The following is a 14,917-nucleotide window of genomic DNA, read 5'->3' as shown; positions in this document are numbered from 1 at the left end:
CCATTATCGGGGACACTCACAAGGTAACGGGCAGGGAGCGCAGGGAGCGCACCAAGGGAGCTGAAGGGGAGAGCAGTGGAGAGCAGGGGGGGGGCGACAGCTAATGGCTGCGACTGGCCACCCTCCGAAGTGCGGTATCCCGCAATGCGATGAGCACTCTGCCGGGGCTTCATGCGATACTGGATTGGTGAATGAACAGGTAATTACCTCTCCCAGTCAGTCCGCAGATTCCGATGCCTTGTCGGTTTCGTTAGCACCGGGACTAGCTCCGGTGCTTATTACCGCTGTTGGCCGAGACCGCCCGGGTGTCTCGGCAGCCTTCTTCCGTGTGCTCGCGGCCCACGGAGTTCAGATTCTTGATGTGGAGCAGTCGGTGTTCCGCTCTAATTTGAGTCTCGGTGCGCTTGTTGGCGTCACAGAAGAGAAGGTCGGCGTCCTGCGTGAGGGGCTCATTGAAACACTGAAGCCTCACGGCATGACAGTCAGTTTCCAGCTTGATGCCCCGATTGAGCGCAGCGATGGATCTACCCACGCACTTGTCGTATTGGGCAATCCGGTCAATGCTGAGGATATTTCCCGTATCGGCCGTACTCTCGCAGATTACGGTGCAAACATCGATTCCATTCGCGGTATTGCTGACTACCCAGTTACTGGCCTGGAGCTGCTTGTCTCTATTCCGGACCCGAAGCCGGGTGCGGGCATTCCGCTGCGTAAGGCGCTGGCCGAGCTTGCACAGGACCAGGACATTGACATCGCAATTGAACGCGCAGGTTTGCAGCGCCGATCCAAGCGCTTGATTTGCTTCGATGTGGACTCCACTTTGATTACCGGTGAGGTCATTGAGATGCTGGCCGCCCACGCTGGTCGCGAAGCGGAGGTTGCAGCGGTTACAGAGCGCGCTATGCGCGGTGAACTGGACTTTGCTGAGTCATTGCACGAGCGAGTTAAGGCTCTGGCAGGCCTGCCGGTCAGCGTCCTTGAGGAAGTTACCAACTCCATCGAGCTGACCCCTGGCGCCCGCACTACGATCCGCACGCTGAAACGTCTCGGTTACAAGTGTGGTGCTGTCTCCGGTGGCTTTATCCAGATTCTGGAGCCACTGGCAAAGGATCTCGGTCTGGACTTTTACAAGGCCAATACCCTCGAGATTGAGGACGGAAAGCTGACCGGGCGCGTGGTCGGCGGTGTCGTTGATAGGCAGGAAAAGGCCCGCAGTCTTAAGGCGTTCGCCGCGGAGTCTGGGCTTCAGATGCACCAGACCGTCGCTGTCGGCGATGGCGCCAATGACATCGATATGTTGTCAGTCGCGGGCCTCGGTATTGCTTTCAACGCGAAGCCGGCGCTGAAGGAAATCGCTGACACGTCGGTCAACGTTCCATTCATGGACTCGATTCTGTTCATGTTGGGCATTTCCCGCGACGAAATCGACGATGCCGACCGCGAAGATGGCACCTTCCGCCGCGTGCCGTTGGAGCAGTAGTGCGACGCGAGAATCACCAGAATCTCACTGTCACGGACGCATCATCGGTGCCGGAGTGGTTCCGCACTGCCCATAGCCTCCTGCCACAACCCGATAGGGAAGACCATGGCGAGGATGTGCCGTGGGCAATGGCTATTGTGCTTGAGGTTCCGAAGAAGGAACGCCCCTCGCGAACTGCGCTGCTCCGCGCCGCCGCGATGGCTGTTGTTGCTTGTTGCCTCGACGAGCGTGCAGGCGATGACACTTCGGCCTATCAACAAGGTCTGGTGTCTTGGTACGGTGCGCGCATCCGCAAGCTCACACGTCGCGCTCGCAATATCGGCTGGCAACGCGCTCAGCTTGCACCGGGTGTCACCGTGGACGTCGACGGCGCGCAAGCTCGCGCACTAGTGCCAACTCCTGTCGACGATACCTACCCGGAGATTGCCAAACTACAAATTTCCGGCACCGATTTGCCTTACGACGACCCGGAGACCACACCTCCCGACGACTCGGGCAACCATGGGAGAGCTGACACCTTTGCTCCGCCAGTGATTTGGGTGGACAAAAACCTGAATATGTCCGTAGGAAAGGTGGCCGCACAAGTTGGACACGGCTCAATGCTCTATGCGGCCAGCCTGTCGGTCGAGGAAGCGTGGGCGTGGGCGCAAAGTGGCTATGCGTTAGATGTGAAGGAAACACCGCGGGAGCAGTGGCCAGCGCCAGAGCTCCGCGCGGTAGAGGTCCAGGATGCCGGGTTTACTGAGATTGCACCCGGCTCAGTGACTGTCGCTGTGACTCCTGGGGCGACAGCTTAAAGCTGAGCGCGTGCTGCCTCCATGGCCTTGAGGTCCTTCCGCAGAATCTTGCCCGTTGCTGACTTCGGGATTTCCTCCATGAATTCGACGACCCGCACCTTCTTGTACGGTGCGACGCGGTCGGCGACGTAGTCCATAATCTCGTCTTCAGTCACCTGCTTGCCTGCCTTGAGGACGACGTAAGCCTTTGGAATCTCCTCGCCGTCGGAGCGAATGACACCGCTGCAGGCGGCATCGGCAATACCCGGGTGGCTGAGCAGCACGGACTCGAGCTCAGCCGGCGGAACCTGGTAGCCCTTGTACTTAATCAGTTCCTTGAAGCGGTCGACGATGTACGCATTGCCGTGTTCGTCGAGTTCCGCAACGTCGCCGGTACGCAACCAACCGTCGACAAGCGTTTCTGCCGTAGCTTCTGGGTTGTTGAGGTAGCCCTTCATGACCTGCGGACCGTAGACCCACAGTTCGCCTGGCTTCGAGCGCCCCTCGGAGGGGACTGGAATCTCCTCGAAGCCGTCGGCCTCGAGGTCCACGATTTTGTATTGGGTATTCGGCACCGCGCGGCCGATGGAATCCAGCGGGCTATCGTGACCGATACGGATGTGGGCGGCGGGAGAGGACTCGGTCATGCCGTAGCCCTGAGCGACGACGCAGTCGAGGCGCTTTTCCACCTGTTCCGCGAGATCGAGCTGCAGGGATGCTGCGCCGGAGAAAACAGTCTCCAGGCTGGACAAATCGAAGGAATCGACAGCCGGGTGCTTAGCCAAGCCGACAGCAACAGGCGGTGCGATGAATGCGAACTTGACCTTGTGCTCAGCGATGATGGAGAGGAAGTCCAGGAGGTCGAACTTGCCCATCGTGTACTGAGTCGTGCGACGCCACAGGGACAGGTTCAGGAGTGCAGTCAGGCCGTAGATGTGGAAGAACGGCAGGATAGTGACGGCCGGGGTGTCCTCAGTCAGCGCGTTGACTGTGGCTCCGCCTGCCTGAGCGACGTTGGCCACCAGGTTGCGGTGGGTGAGCTGGACGCCCTTGGGCACACCGGTGGTTCCGGAGGAAAACGGAATCACGGCAACGTCATCGGGTGATACCTCGACGTCCGGGGCTGCGTGTCCCTCTGCAAGCAGCTCGCCCATGCCGTGGAGACCCGTCAGACCGATAATCATCTCTTCCGGGAGGCCAGCGGCCTCAGCGCCGTTAGCGCCGGCCCAACCAATCGACGAAGTCGTCAGCATCATCTTGGCGTCAGAGATACGCAGCTGCTTTTCAACGTCCTCGGCAGTTGCCAGCGATGCAACTGTCGTGCAGACAGCCCCTGCGCGCAGGACACCGTGAAGAGCGACTGCGAAAGTTGTCGAGTTGGGGCAGTGGAGAGCCACAACGTCGCCCTTCTTAATCCCACGTGCTGCCAGTGCACCCGCGAACTTCTCAATGCTGGCCTTCAGATCACCGAAGGTGACCTCGGAGCCTGAGTCAACGATTGCAAGCTTGTCCTGGTGGCGCGGCTCAATTTCTCCGAAGAGGAACTCAAAGAGCGAGGTCTCCGGGATGTCGATGTCGGGGAGGTTGCTGGAAAGGGGCATGCAGGAAATCGCCTTTCTAATCTCGCGCACGGCTGCCAAGTGCCCTGCATCATTAGCTAGGTCGCTGCAGCAGTGCTGTGTTACACATCACAATAATGTATTGGATGGAAAAGCGTGGAAGTTTTTCCAGAAACTATGCCTAATCCAGCATTACTTCGTGAGCCCAGACAAGTCCCCTGAATCAGCCTTGGGTCAGCCGCTGCAACGCTCCAGCCGCAGTATCCAGGTTGGTCGTCCTCCAGAAGTCCGGCATCGACGCGGCAATCCAAGATCCATAGCGCGCAGTCGCCAACCGTGAATCCAACACCGCAACAACCCCGCGGTCATCGACTTGACGTAGCAGACGACCAGAACCCTGCGCCATCAGCAGCGCCGCATGTGTCGCTGAGACCTCCATAAAACCGTTTCGGCCAGCGGCATTAGCCGCATCGGAGCGCGCGGACAGTAGCGGGTCGTCGGGTCGGGGGAACGGGATACGATCGATGATGACGCACGATAGCGATGGGCCAGGAACATCGACGCCTTGCCACAGCGTCAGCGTGCCAAACAAACACGTCTGCGGATTAGCGGCGAAGCGATCAACCAGAGCGCCGATAGAGTCATCGCCTTGGCACAGGACGTCGTAAGGCAGGCGCTTGCGCATTTCCTCCGCCGCTGCCTCGGCACCTCGGCGGGAGGAAAACAGCCCCAGCGTTCGCCCACCAGCGGCGCGGATGAGGCGTTCCATGATCGCGAACTGCTCTGGTGTGGCGCCGTCGCGTCCCGGACGAGGCAGGTCGCGTGCGACGTAGAGGATGCCAGATTTCTGCGGGTCAAAGGGCGTGCCGACGTCCAAGCCATCCCACCCGCCGGAGGGAAGCCCCCAGGCAGCGGCCATAGCATCGAACTTGCCACCAAGAGCAAGTGTTGCTGAGGTCAAAACGACGGTGGATTCGCCGAAGAGGCGTTCGCGAAGCAGCGCTGCGATGGACAGGGGAGCGACATAAACTGTCTTGTTCTCGCCAAGCCATACGACATCGTCGCTGCTGAACTCGAGAATCCGGACGACAGTGTCGTGCATATTCTCCACGGCTGCGCGGACGGTCTGACGTTCAGTGTTGTCAGAGTCGGAACCCGAACCACCGGAGCCCGACCCGCCAGAGTCGCCTGAGCCAGAGGTGCCCAGCGTGGTTTGCAGTTGCCACAGGCTATCGCGGAGCGAAGCTAGTGCCGCTCCCAGCTCACCGGGAATTTCTTCGAGTGCGCCGCTGTAGGCGTCGGCAAGCAATGCGACGGTCTCGCCGAGTAGATCCGTGGCATCGGTGACATCATCGACCTGCTCTGCGGCGCCGAATTTGCGGGCGCGCCGGGCCATCATGGTGATACCGGCAGGGGAGAGCTCGTCGGTGGCAACGGAGGTGATTCGACCGTCGAGCTCGTGAGCCTCGTCAATGACGACGCAGTCGTGCTGCGGCAAGATCATGGCGTCGGAGAGCGCATCGATGGCCAACAGTGCGTGATTGGTGACAACGATGTCGACGTTGGAGGCCTCGCGGCGGGCTTGTTCAGCGAAACACTCCTCGCCGAAAGGGCAGGAAATAGAGCCGACGCATTCGCGGGCCGTGACGGAGACCTGCAGCCAGGCTTCGTTGGAGACGCCCTTGTCCAGGCTGTCGCGGTCGCCGGTGTCGGTGTCATTGGCCCACTCGCGTAGCCGCATGACCTCGGCAGCGGTTCGGCTGAGCTGCGCTTCGCTGAGTAGAGCAGTTGGGCCACCCATACTGGCCTGCTCGGATTCGTCACCGTCCATGACGGGATCTTTGATGACATTTCCGACCTTGGACTTGCACAGGTAGTTCGAACGCCCTTTGAGGATTGCGAAGGTCGGCGTGCGAGACAAGTGCGGTTCTAGTGAACTGACTAGCCGCGGCAAGTCGCGTTCGACCAGCTGACGCTGCAGCGCAATGGTCGCCGTGGAAACGATTACGGACTCGTCGGACTCCATTGCCTGCACAATGGCGGGCACCAGGTAGGCCAGCGACTTACCCGTACCGGTACCGGCCTGTACCGCTAGGTGTCGCTCGCGCGCAAAGGCGGAGGCCACCGCGCGGGACATCTTGACCTGATTCGGGCGAGTTGTTCCGCCGAGTCCCTTCACTGCTGCATCGAGAAGAGCTTCGATGCTATCCGAGTCATGGACGCTGGCTCTCGGTGAAGCTAGCTCGTCAGCATCGTCAACATCGTCAAAGTCCTGAACGTCATCCGATAGCTCAGCAAAATCTGCGTGCTCGGGAGTATCCGACACAGTTCCCCCGCCGCCTAAACGCCGTGAAAACGGACGGACAGTACCGGCTCGTCACGGGAAAGTGCGAGCCCCTCCCACGGGAGGCTGACCAGCGCCTTAACCAAGTGATCGCGGGACTCCTCCAAGGTCGGTAGACCATCGACGACCTCGCCATCGCGCATCATCGGAATGGTTAGATCGCGGTAGTGCAGGTTGCCCACATCCGGGATTTCCGAGCCGAGCGGGAAAGCGATTTCCTCCACGGCGGTACCGGAACGGCGGCAGGTACGAATCGCCGCCTTCACGCCACCGTGGCTTCGCTTGTCCAACGAGCGCTTGGCGACGGGCACCCCATCAACTTCGACCATCTTGTAGACCAGTCCCGCAGTCGGTGCGCCGGAGCCAGTGACTACAGAGGTGCCCACACCGTAGACATCGACCGGCTCGGCCCTCAGCGCCGCAATAGCGAACTCGTCGAGGTCAGAGGATACTACGATGTTGGTGTTGTGTGCACCCAGCGAGTCCAGCTGCTGACGCACCTGGCGAGCGAGAACTCCAAGGTCCCCGGAGTCAATACGTACACCGCCGAGTTCCGGACCCGCGACCTCAATGGCCGTATTGACCCCCTCGGTGATGTCGTAGGTATCCACCAACAAAGTGGTGTCGGTCCCCAGCGTGTCAATCTGAGCTTTGAAGGCTGCAGCCTCGTTTGTCGTGCCATCTGCGTTGGTGTGTAACAGAGTCCACGCGTGCGCAGCGGTACCGGAGGCTGGGATGTTGTACCGTGCCGCTGCCTCCAAGTTGGAGGTGGCGCTAAAACCTGCCAGGTAGGCGGCGCGGGCAGCGGTCACAGCTGCTTCTTCATGAGTACGACGCGAACCCATTTCAATAATCGGGCGCCCACCGGCAGCCGTGACCATTCGGGTCGCTGCCGAGGCAATGGCGGAGTCCGCATTGAGAATGGAGAGAATAACAGTCTCCAAAATGACGCACTCGGCGAAAGTGCCTCGCACCGTCAAAATGGGCGAGGCGGGGAAGTAGAGCTCTCCTTCGCGGTAGCCGTCGACTTGGCCGCTGAATGAATAGTTACGCAGGTAATCCAGCGTCCGGTCATCGAGGAAGTCCAGCGAAGCCAGCTGTTCCTCGGTGAAGCGGAAGTTGCGGATAGCATCCAATACACGCGCTGTACCAGCGACAACGCCATAGCGGCGCTCATTCGGCAGACGACGGCCAAACACTTCGAAGGCGACCTGGCGCTCGCCGGATCCGTCGGCAAGCGATGCCTGCAGCATCGTCAGCTCGTACTTATCGGTGAGAAGGGCGGTGGAGGAATGCTTATCAATCACGGTCAATAGTCTAGTCGGCTGAAGCTGGCCGGGGCAGTCGGTTCCGGCGAGCGCGCGCCACTCCGTACTATCCTGGTGCCTATGAGCATGCCAGCAGCAACACCGATGCCCACTATGGATGCCGATGTCGTGACGGAATCGAACCGACCCTGGCAGTGCATTGTGTGGGATGACCAGGTTAATTCGATGAGTTATGTCACCTACGTGTTCCAGATGCTCTTCGGCATGGACCGAAAGAAGGCGCACGCGCTGATGATGACGGTTCACACGGAGGGTAAGGCAATCGTGTCTTCCGGTGAGCGTGACAAGGTGGAGGCCGATGTGAAGAAGCTCCACAAGGCGGGCTTGTGGGCAACAATGGAGCAGGCTGACTAAGCCGATATTCGACAGCGGGAGAGAATTTACATGCGTCCTTGGAAGCGCAAGCGATCCCTTCTCGGCGGTGGCGTCAAGTACGTCACGGCTTTTGAAGGCACGGAGCGGGATTTGCTGCTGAATCTGGCTGCTACTGTGGCGGACTCGCTGATGGAGCGAGCCCGGTCGGCGCCGAAGGATGAGCTCGCGGAAATGACGGGAATGCCCGTCGGACACTCCGAGGCCCCAGCCGATCCTAAGCTTGCGCGACTGTTGCCGGACTTCACCAAGCCGGGTGAGGAGAGCGTGGAGGGGGAAAACGCCCTCATGCGCCAGCTGCATGAGTCGGAGATTGTAGAGAGCAAGCTCCATTCCCTGCGTGCGATTATCGACGCCCTGGAGCCCGCCGAGTCGGGGCAGGTATCCATTTCGGAAAGCGATGCCCATGCCTGGGTTGCAGGTATCAATGACCTACGTATTTACCTGCACGTTTCCATGGAGAACCTCAATGGCTCCATCGAGCAGATTGAGCAGACCGACGCGATGTACCAGTGGCTGTCCTACAACCAAGAGTCACTGCTGGATCAGCTCATGGGTGAGTAGCGAATCCGAGCAAAACCCCGAAAAGATGCAGTAATCAACTGAGGCTAACTGCCATGAACTGTGGTGAAAGGTGCCGTAGTCGACAATGAATTCTGAGATTTTCGCAATCAGCCCCACCGACATTCGACACCAAGCCAGCAGTGCTGCGCTGGGCACGAGCATCGACATTGGCGCAGGATGTCTCGACTCCATCGACGGCATCTCCATCGGCCATGCTGCTGAGGGGGACACCGGAGTCACCGTCATCGCCGCTCCAGGCGGTGCTGTCGGCGCTGTCGATGTCCGCGGTGGCGGTCCTGGCACTCGCGAGACCGACCTGCTCGCACCGGAGAATACCGTCGAACGCGCCCACGCTGTCGTTTTGGCTGGCGGCTCCGCATACGGCCTCGCAGCTGCCGACGGAGTTATACGCGAACTGCGCGACCGCGGCATTGGCTTTGAGGTCACTCCCACTCGTCCGGATATCCTCGTGCCCATCGTTCCCGGTGCTGTCATCTTCGACTTGCTGTTGGGGGAGCCGACGCTGCCCACCGCTGAACTCGGGCGCGAGGCGTTGTCGCACGCGCTTGACGACGTCCCGGAGGACTCTCCCTCCGGCACAGTAGGTGCCGGTGTCGGCGCTATGGCCGGGGCAATCAAGGGTGGCTTTGGGCAAGCCCGTGTGACCTCCGCCGATGGAAAATATTTTGTGGCTGCCGCAATGGTGGTCAACTCCTTTGGTGCGGTCATTGACCCGGAGGGACACCTTTACGGAATGCCCGCGGCTGCCGGTGCCAGCAAGGACGCATTGGCGCAGCTGGACCAGGTTTTCGTCGGTAGAACCAAAATTCTTGCCGATGCGGCTGGCGACGGGGAGTCGTCGGCAAGCACGCGAAACACAACGATTGGCACATTGATAACCAATGCGCCGGTGACAACTGCGCAGTTGAAGCGGTTGGCGATGTGCGGTCATGATGGGCTGGCACGAGCGATTCGGCCGGCCCATGCACCGATGGACGGTGACACGCTGTTTGCGCTCAGCTCGGCCGAGGCGGCGGATAGCGAAAATGTTGAATCCGTGGGCTCGGATGTGGTGGCCCTGTTGGCTGCGATGGCGGCCGATGCGGTGCAGATGGCTATTGTCGATGCCGTGATGAGTGCAACGGGACGCGCGGGAGTAGCCGCGCTGTCAGAGATGCTGGACAAGTAGTGAGGGAAGTTCGCCAATGAATCCGCAATGGAGCTCGGGACAACAGCAGAATTACCAGAACTATGCGCAGTACCCGATGGGCGGTCCCGTGCAGACGCGGCGGAATAATCAGATCGTTCCACAGGATCGCGACGGCGGGCTCGGTGCGGCCATCAGTACGGCTATTGGGTACCTGGTACTTATCTGGACGGTATTTCTTGTCAACGATTTCATCTTTGGTGGGGCGCTGAACAACTTCGGTGTGCGCCCACGCGAAACCTCGACGCTATGGGGAATTTTGACCGCACCGCTGTTGCATGCAGATTACGGGCACATTGTGGCGAATTCTCTGCCCGGGGCGTTGTTTGCCGGTTTGATTGCAATGTCGTCGAAGCGGCTATTTTGGCAGGTCACACTCTTGATTACGGTCGTTGGTGGCGGTCTGACATGGTTGGTCGGCGGTGTAAATACCGTCCACATCGGTGCGTCCGGCCTGATTTACGGCTGGCTGGCGTTTTTGGTCGTGCGCGGTTTTGTGAACCGTCGGGTGATGCAGATTATTTTGGGCGTGATTCTGGCATCGATGTACTCGGGTCTTATCTGGGGAGTGCTGCCAACACAGATGGCTGTTAGTTGGCAGATGCACCTCTTCGGTGGGCTTGCGGGCATCTGGGCTGCGGTGATGTTTAAGCGCGGTCGCGCACGTGGCTAAGAGTGCACGTCGCTAAGAGCCCGAGGTAAGCAGCATCAGCTTCTGGCGGAAACGGCCTAGAATAGGAGCTTCGGTGTTTGACCAACGATATGAGGAGTCCAGATAGCGGTGGGAGCAGAAGCAGGAACTCAGGCAGTCAATCAGCTGACGGCGCAGGATAGCGGCTTCCCCGACCGAACAGCGCCGATTGGCATCTTCGACTCCGGTGTCGGTGGGCTGACAGTGGCGCGTGCCATCATGGATCAGCTGCCGCACGAGTCGATTATGTACATCGGCGATACTGCCAACGGCCCTTACGGCCCGCTGCGCATCGCCGAGGTTCGTCAGCACGCTGAAGCGATCGCCGATGAACTGGTTGCACGCGGCTGCAAGATGATAGTCATTGCCTGCAACACTGCTTCGGCCGCATTTTTGCGTGATGCCCGCGAGCGCTACCCAGTCCCAGTAATCGAGGTCATTCTGCCCGCCGTGCGCCGTGCGGTATCGACCACCAGGAACGGAAAAGTCGGCGTAATCGGTACCGCCGCCACGATTCGCTCCCGTGCCTACCAAGATCTCTTTGATGCAGTGCCCGGCGTGGATGTCTCCGCGGTCGACTGCCCGCGATTCGTGGACTTTGTCGAGCGAGGAATTACCTCTGGTCGCCAGATTCTGGGACTTGCAGAGGGCTACCTCGCACCATTGCAGGCCGATGGTGTGGACACACTCGTGCTGGGCTGCACCCACTATCCGCTGCTGTCTGGTGTGATTCAGCTGGCCATGGGGGAGGACGTCGCCCTAGTGTCCTCGGCGGAGGAGACGTCGAAGGACGTTCTGCGCATCCTCACAAAGACCGACATGCTCGCTGACCCGGAGAGTAATCCGACCCCAGTGCGCACATTTGAATCCACTGGAGATCCGCAAGTTTTTGCATCACTGGCAAAGCGCTTCCTCGGGCCCGGTATTAGCCAGGTCACTATGCATTCCCAAATGTGACCTTTCTTATTAAATCCAGACACTCCATTGGTTTTTTGCCCGGTTTTGATCAATTACATGGCAAGCTTGAAGTATGCGATTGAAGGTTCTGGGATGTACAGGCAGCATGGGTGGCCCATCGGCGCCAGCATCTGGCTACCTCATTGAGCTGGATAACGGTCGAACCTTTGTCATTGATTTGGGTCCCGGTGTCCTCGCCGAATTGCAGAAGATCTCTGATCCTGCAGCTTGTGATTTGTTACTAACTCATGTCCACCCAGACCACACTGCAGACATTCCAGGGCTGCTCGTCTGGCGTCGCTTCCACCCGACAGCCCCAGCGAGTTCCCGGAATCTCCTGGTTGGCCCCGGAGACATTCACGACCGGATAGGCACCATGTGCAAAGCACTGGGAAGTGAAGAAGATGCCAACCTGGAAGACACTTTTGACCAGGTTGTGAGTAGCCCCGGTGAACCACTGTTAGTCGGCGGGGGCGAAGCGGACGGAGGCGCCGTCGTCACGCCGTATAACATGGTCCACCCGGTGCCAGCTGTTGGATACCGCATTGAAGCAGATGGTCTGACCATTGCATACACCGGAGATACTGCGTGGACCGATGAACTGGTGGAGCTGGCGCGGAATGCGGATATCTTCATCTGTGAAGCCACATGGTGCAGCAACGAAGAGGGCACACCGCCGGACATGCACCTGACGGGCTATGAGGCCGGAAAGGCAGCGACACTGGCGGGGGTCAAGAAGCTGGTGCTGACTCACATTCCGCCATACGCCGACGGTGAGGAAGCACTGGGTGCTGCGAAGAGTACCTTTGCCGGTGACGTTGAATTGGCCTACCTGGGCATGGAGCTAGGCGGCTAGTCTCAGCGATTATCGAGTTTCCATACAGCTGTCGCACCGCTTTCGCGCCGGGCGGTAGGGTAGTTGGCATGACTACAGCTAATTCCGATTTTCGCCGTGCCGATGGACGCGCGGTTGATGAAATGCGCAAGGTGACCATCACTCGTGGCTTCACCGACAATCCGGCAGGTTCTGTGCTGGTTACTTTCGGCAATACGCGTGTGATGTGCACCGCTTCCGTTGAGCAGTCGGTGCCGCGATTCAAGCGTGACTCCGGCGAGGGCTGGCTGACGGCTGAGTACTCCATGCTGCCGGCCTCTACCCACGAGCGCATGCCCCGCGAGTCGATGCGCGGCAAGGTCAAGGGTCGTACTCACGAGATTTCCCGTCTAATCGGTCGCTCTCTTCGAGCTGCTATCGACTTGAAAGAGCTCGGTGAGAACACCATCAACATCGACTGTGATGTTCTGCAGGCGGATGGTGGTACCCGCACGGCCTCCATCACCGGTGCGTACGTCGCGCTGGCTGATGCCTTGACATACCTGCATGCAGCAGGTGCAGTTCCGGGCACTCCGCTGAAGGCACCAGTCGCAGCTGTTTCGGTCGGCATTATTGACGGCCGCGTCTGCCTGGACCTGCCTTACGAGGAGGACTCGCGCGCTGAGGTGGACCTCAACGTGGTGATGACCGCAGAGGGCAAGTTCGTCGAAATCCAGGGCACTGGCGAGGAAGGCACCTTCGACCGGGGGCAGCTGAATGACATGCTCGACTCTGCGGAAAAGGGTCTGCGTGAGCTCATCGCCCTGCAGCAGGAAGTGCTGCGCGCGCCGTACCCGGGTGAGCTGCCGTGAAGCTCCTCGTCGCTACCCGAAATTCTAAAAAACTAGTCGAGCTCGATCGCATCCTGCGTGCGGCGGGTATTGATTCGGTGGAACTTCTTTCGCTTAGCGACGTCCCGGAGTACCCAGAGCGCCCTGAAACCGGTCGCACTTTTGCGGACAACGCCTACATCAAGGCTTTCGATGGTGCGACACACACCGGCTACGCCTGCTTGGCAGACGATTCGGGGCTCAGCGTCGATGAGCTAAACGGCATGCCGGGTGTGCTCTCGGCGCGTTGGTCCGGCGTTCATGGCGACGATGTCGCTAACTACGAGCTGCTGCTCGCTCAAATGGGTGACTGCCCAGATGAGCGTCGCACTGCGTCCTTCCGTACCGCCTGCGCGTTGGTCGTCCCTGGTGTCAAGGAGGTGCCGTCCGCGCTTGCCGACGGCGGTTTCCCAGCCGTCCTCGATGAAGCCGGTAATCTGCTGCTGGTTGTGGAGGGCCGCTGGCCTGGCTCCATTCTGCGCGAGCCTGTTGGAGACAATGGGTTCGGCTATGATCCGGTGTTCGCGCCCGCAGTTGGTGAGGGCAATGATGCGGAGGGCACTTTGTCTGCGGCACAAATGAGCGCCGAAGACAAGGACGCTTTTAGCCACAGGGGGCGTGCACTGCGTGCCTTGACTCCAGCGCTGAAAATCCTGGCTGAGGCAGAGTCTGAGGGCTAGCCCTCGGGCGAGCCCTTGGGGAACCCTCGGGCTGCCGAGAGCCCGCTACTTCAGCTGGAAAGCGGTCTCGACTTCCTCACGGCGCTTCTTCTCGACAAAGAAGGAGAGGAACGGGACCACGCCACCGAGCGCGGTGATGATCCACTTTGCTGGTTCCCAGCGGGCCTTGGTACCCAGGTTTACGGTGGCAATGAGGAATGCCATGTAGCCGAAGCCGTGAATCTGGGCGGTGTAGAAGAACCACCGCGGTGCGTCGGCGGAGTTGTCGAGGATGAGGTACTTGTAAATCATCTCGGCACACAGCAAGAGCAGCATCACACCCGTGAAGTAGGCGGTGACGGAGAAGTACGTCAGTGCCTTCCTTACGCGCTCTTGACGATCTGGATTGATGTTGGTCACTAAAAGTCCTTTTCTTGAATAAGCAGTTATCGCCTAGGCGTTGGTGCCAGAGTCCGTCGATTGTGTCTCATCCACACGCTGCACCTTTCGCGAGCCATCTGGGTTGGTCGGTAGGAATTCGTCTGGAATTTCCGTCATGACATCGTCTTTAGCCTCAAAAGCGGCCTCGCTATTGCCACTCAGGCGTTCGCGTTCGTACTCCATGTATTTGCGGTAGGCCCAAATAAAGAACAGGCCGAAAGCAGGCCACTGCAGTGCATATCCCAGGTTTTGAAATGAGTTGGTTGTGTTCCACCTGCTGAGCTGCCAGTAGGCGAGTGCAAGAGTGGCGCCGACTGCAAGAGCCAAGAAGATCAGTTGAACCACGCGTGTACGAGTGGGAATCTTTGCAGGCTTGCCAGTGGTATCGGAATGCTGTGAAGTGGACACATAACCACCATAGCTAGTCCGTGACCTGCCAAGCTAGCGCGCTCGCTGTATAAGGCAGGGGATGGGACATTAGGAAATCTGCGGCAAACCCGTTAAAGTGTGTACAGTCCAAATGAGCTGTGAAAGTTCGTTGTGCCTGTAGGCGGCTAATAAGTAGTCCATGCTTGCGGGGGCTGTACGGAACTATCACGGATTTACGACAGGCGCCTGTGGCGGAATTGGCAGACGCGCTGGATTTAGGTTCCAGTGCCTTCGGGCGTGGGAGTTCAAGTCTCCCCAGGCGCACAAAAGCCCCGGCCAGGCAGTGTTGTACTGCCTGGCCTTGGGCGTTTTTAGGGGAGCTTCCTGTTCAGGGGGGGGGATTGGGGCGGGTGGCAAAAAGTGTGTCCTCCCGGGGGTTAAGTAAAGAAAAGTGTGTCTTTTCCGG

Annotated in this window: 15 protein-coding genes and 1 tRNA gene; 11 read left to right on the top strand and 5 right to left on the bottom strand. The window is 59.5% G+C overall.

Annotated elements, in window-relative coordinates:
- Positions 1-187: 187 nt before the first annotated feature.
- Both serB and HMPREF2847_RS07465 read left to right on the top strand, forming a co-directional pair.
- Entirely contained in the window at positions 188-1,480 is a 1,293-nt protein-coding gene (serB, locus tag HMPREF2847_RS07470) for a phosphoserine phosphatase SerB (protein WP_070852005.1), read from the top strand.
- Positions 1,480-2,277 carry an aminoacyl-tRNA hydrolase gene (locus tag HMPREF2847_RS07465; RefSeq protein WP_070852002.1) on the top strand — a complete coding sequence of 266 codons (798 nt, stop codon included), beginning with the start codon at positions 1,480-1,482 and terminating at the stop codon, positions 2,275-2,277. Before serB ends, HMPREF2847_RS07465 begins: the two co-directional genes overlap by 1 nt.
- Here the strand turns inward: HMPREF2847_RS07465 and HMPREF2847_RS07460 are convergent.
- The 3 genes from HMPREF2847_RS07460 to HMPREF2847_RS07450 form a co-directional block, all read right to left on the bottom strand.
- Positions 2,274-3,857 (bottom strand): AMP-binding protein, encoded by a 1,584-nt coding sequence (locus HMPREF2847_RS07460; RefSeq protein ID WP_070852001.1) that lies wholly within the window; start codon positions 3,855-3,857, stop codon positions 2,274-2,276. The genes HMPREF2847_RS07465 and HMPREF2847_RS07460 overlap by 4 nt on opposite strands.
- 181 nt (positions 3,858-4,038) lie before the next feature.
- Complete coding sequence (locus tag HMPREF2847_RS07455) at positions 4,039-6,018, bottom strand: ATP-dependent DNA helicase (protein WP_187401080.1); 1,980 nt, start codon at positions 6,016-6,018, stop codon at positions 4,039-4,041.
- A gap of 137 nt (positions 6,019-6,155) precedes the next feature.
- The gene (locus tag HMPREF2847_RS07450) at positions 6,156-7,466 is read right to left on the bottom strand and encodes a nicotinate phosphoribosyltransferase (protein ID WP_070852004.1); all 1,311 of its coding nucleotides are present in this window, start codon (positions 7,464-7,466) and stop codon (positions 6,156-6,158) included.
- Between the two features lie 81 nt (positions 7,467-7,547).
- Between HMPREF2847_RS07450 and clpS the strand changes: the two genes are divergently transcribed.
- The 8 genes from clpS (at position 7,548) to HMPREF2847_RS07410 (ending at position 13,662) form a co-directional block, all read left to right on the top strand.
- Complete coding sequence (clpS, locus tag HMPREF2847_RS07445) at positions 7,548-7,841, top strand: ATP-dependent Clp protease adapter ClpS (RefSeq protein WP_005511165.1); 294 nt, start codon at positions 7,548-7,550, stop codon at positions 7,839-7,841.
- Positions 7,842-7,871: 30 nt separating this feature from the next.
- On the top strand, positions 7,872-8,423 hold the full coding sequence (locus HMPREF2847_RS07440; RefSeq protein ID WP_070833878.1) for a DUF2017 domain-containing protein: 552 nt from the start codon (positions 7,872-7,874) through the stop codon (positions 8,421-8,423).
- Positions 8,424-8,508: 85 nt separating this feature from the next.
- Entirely contained in the window at positions 8,509-9,612 is a 1,104-nt protein-coding gene (locus tag HMPREF2847_RS07435) for a P1 family peptidase (RefSeq protein WP_070851999.1), read from the top strand.
- 16 nt (positions 9,613-9,628) lie between these two features.
- Entirely contained in the window at positions 9,629-10,303 is a 675-nt protein-coding gene (locus HMPREF2847_RS07430) for a rhomboid family intramembrane serine protease (RefSeq protein ID WP_070851998.1), read from the top strand.
- A 108-nt stretch (positions 10,304-10,411) separates the two neighbouring features.
- A complete protein-coding gene (gene murI / locus HMPREF2847_RS07425) occupies positions 10,412-11,278 on the top strand; it encodes a glutamate racemase (protein ID WP_370523089.1) in 867 nt (288 codons plus the stop codon).
- 73 nt (positions 11,279-11,351) lie between these two features.
- Complete coding sequence (locus tag HMPREF2847_RS07420) at positions 11,352-12,134, top strand: MBL fold metallo-hydrolase (RefSeq protein WP_049182001.1); 783 nt, start codon at positions 11,352-11,354, stop codon at positions 12,132-12,134.
- A gap of 68 nt (positions 12,135-12,202) precedes the next feature.
- The gene (gene rph, locus HMPREF2847_RS07415) at positions 12,203-12,964 is read left to right on the top strand and encodes a ribonuclease PH (RefSeq protein ID WP_038628017.1); all 762 of its coding nucleotides are present in this window, start codon (positions 12,203-12,205) and stop codon (positions 12,962-12,964) included.
- The gene (locus HMPREF2847_RS07410) at positions 12,961-13,662 is read left to right on the top strand and encodes a non-canonical purine NTP pyrophosphatase (protein ID WP_070851997.1); all 702 of its coding nucleotides are present in this window, start codon (positions 12,961-12,963) and stop codon (positions 13,660-13,662) included. Before rph ends, HMPREF2847_RS07410 begins: the two co-directional genes overlap by 4 nt.
- A gap of 45 nt (positions 13,663-13,707) precedes the next feature.
- Here the strand turns inward: HMPREF2847_RS07410 and HMPREF2847_RS07405 are convergent, their stop codons facing one another.
- The gene (locus tag HMPREF2847_RS07405) at positions 13,708-14,061 is read right to left on the bottom strand and encodes a DUF3817 domain-containing protein (RefSeq protein ID WP_005511118.1); all 354 of its coding nucleotides are present in this window, start codon (positions 14,059-14,061) and stop codon (positions 13,708-13,710) included.
- Positions 14,062-14,094: 33 nt separating this feature from the next.
- Positions 14,095-14,490 carry a hypothetical protein gene (locus tag HMPREF2847_RS07400; RefSeq protein WP_070851996.1) on the bottom strand — a complete coding sequence of 132 codons (396 nt, stop codon included), beginning with the start codon at positions 14,488-14,490 and terminating at the stop codon, positions 14,095-14,097.
- Between the two features lie 203 nt (positions 14,491-14,693).
- Here HMPREF2847_RS07400 and HMPREF2847_RS07395 point away from each other — a divergent pair.
- Positions 14,694-14,775, top strand: a tRNA-Leu gene (locus HMPREF2847_RS07395).
- The last annotated feature ends 142 nt before the right edge of the window (positions 14,776-14,917 follow it).

This window comes from Corynebacterium sp. HMSC074C03 (assembly GCF_001838285.1).
Classification (GTDB): domain Bacteria; phylum Actinomycetota; class Actinomycetes; order Mycobacteriales; family Mycobacteriaceae; genus Corynebacterium; species Corynebacterium amycolatum.
Note: the sequence above shows the minus strand (reverse complement) of the source record. Positions and strands in the feature narration are given on the sequence as shown.

What these genes read in the sequence shown, in the direction of transcription:
- HMPREF2847_RS07460 (WP_070852001.1), bottom strand. Translation starts at nt 3,857, where the DNA reads ATGCCCCTTTCCAGCAACCTCCCCGACATCGACATCCCGGAGACCTCG.
- rph (WP_038628017.1), top strand. Translation starts at nt 12,203, where the DNA reads ATGACTACAGCTAATTCCGATTTTCGCCGTGCCGATGGACGCGCGGTT.
- clpS (WP_005511165.1), top strand. Translation starts at nt 7,548, where the DNA reads ATGAGCATGCCAGCAGCAACACCGATGCCCACTATGGATGCCGATGTC.
- HMPREF2847_RS07430 (WP_070851998.1), top strand. Translation starts at nt 9,629, where the DNA reads ATGAATCCGCAATGGAGCTCGGGACAACAGCAGAATTACCAGAACTAT.
- HMPREF2847_RS07440 (WP_070833878.1), top strand. Translation starts at nt 7,872, where the DNA reads ATGCGTCCTTGGAAGCGCAAGCGATCCCTTCTCGGCGGTGGCGTCAAG.
- HMPREF2847_RS07435 (WP_070851999.1), top strand. Translation starts at nt 8,509, where the DNA reads ATGAATTCTGAGATTTTCGCAATCAGCCCCACCGACATTCGACACCAA.
- HMPREF2847_RS07420 (WP_049182001.1), top strand. Translation starts at nt 11,352, where the DNA reads ATGCGATTGAAGGTTCTGGGATGTACAGGCAGCATGGGTGGCCCATCG.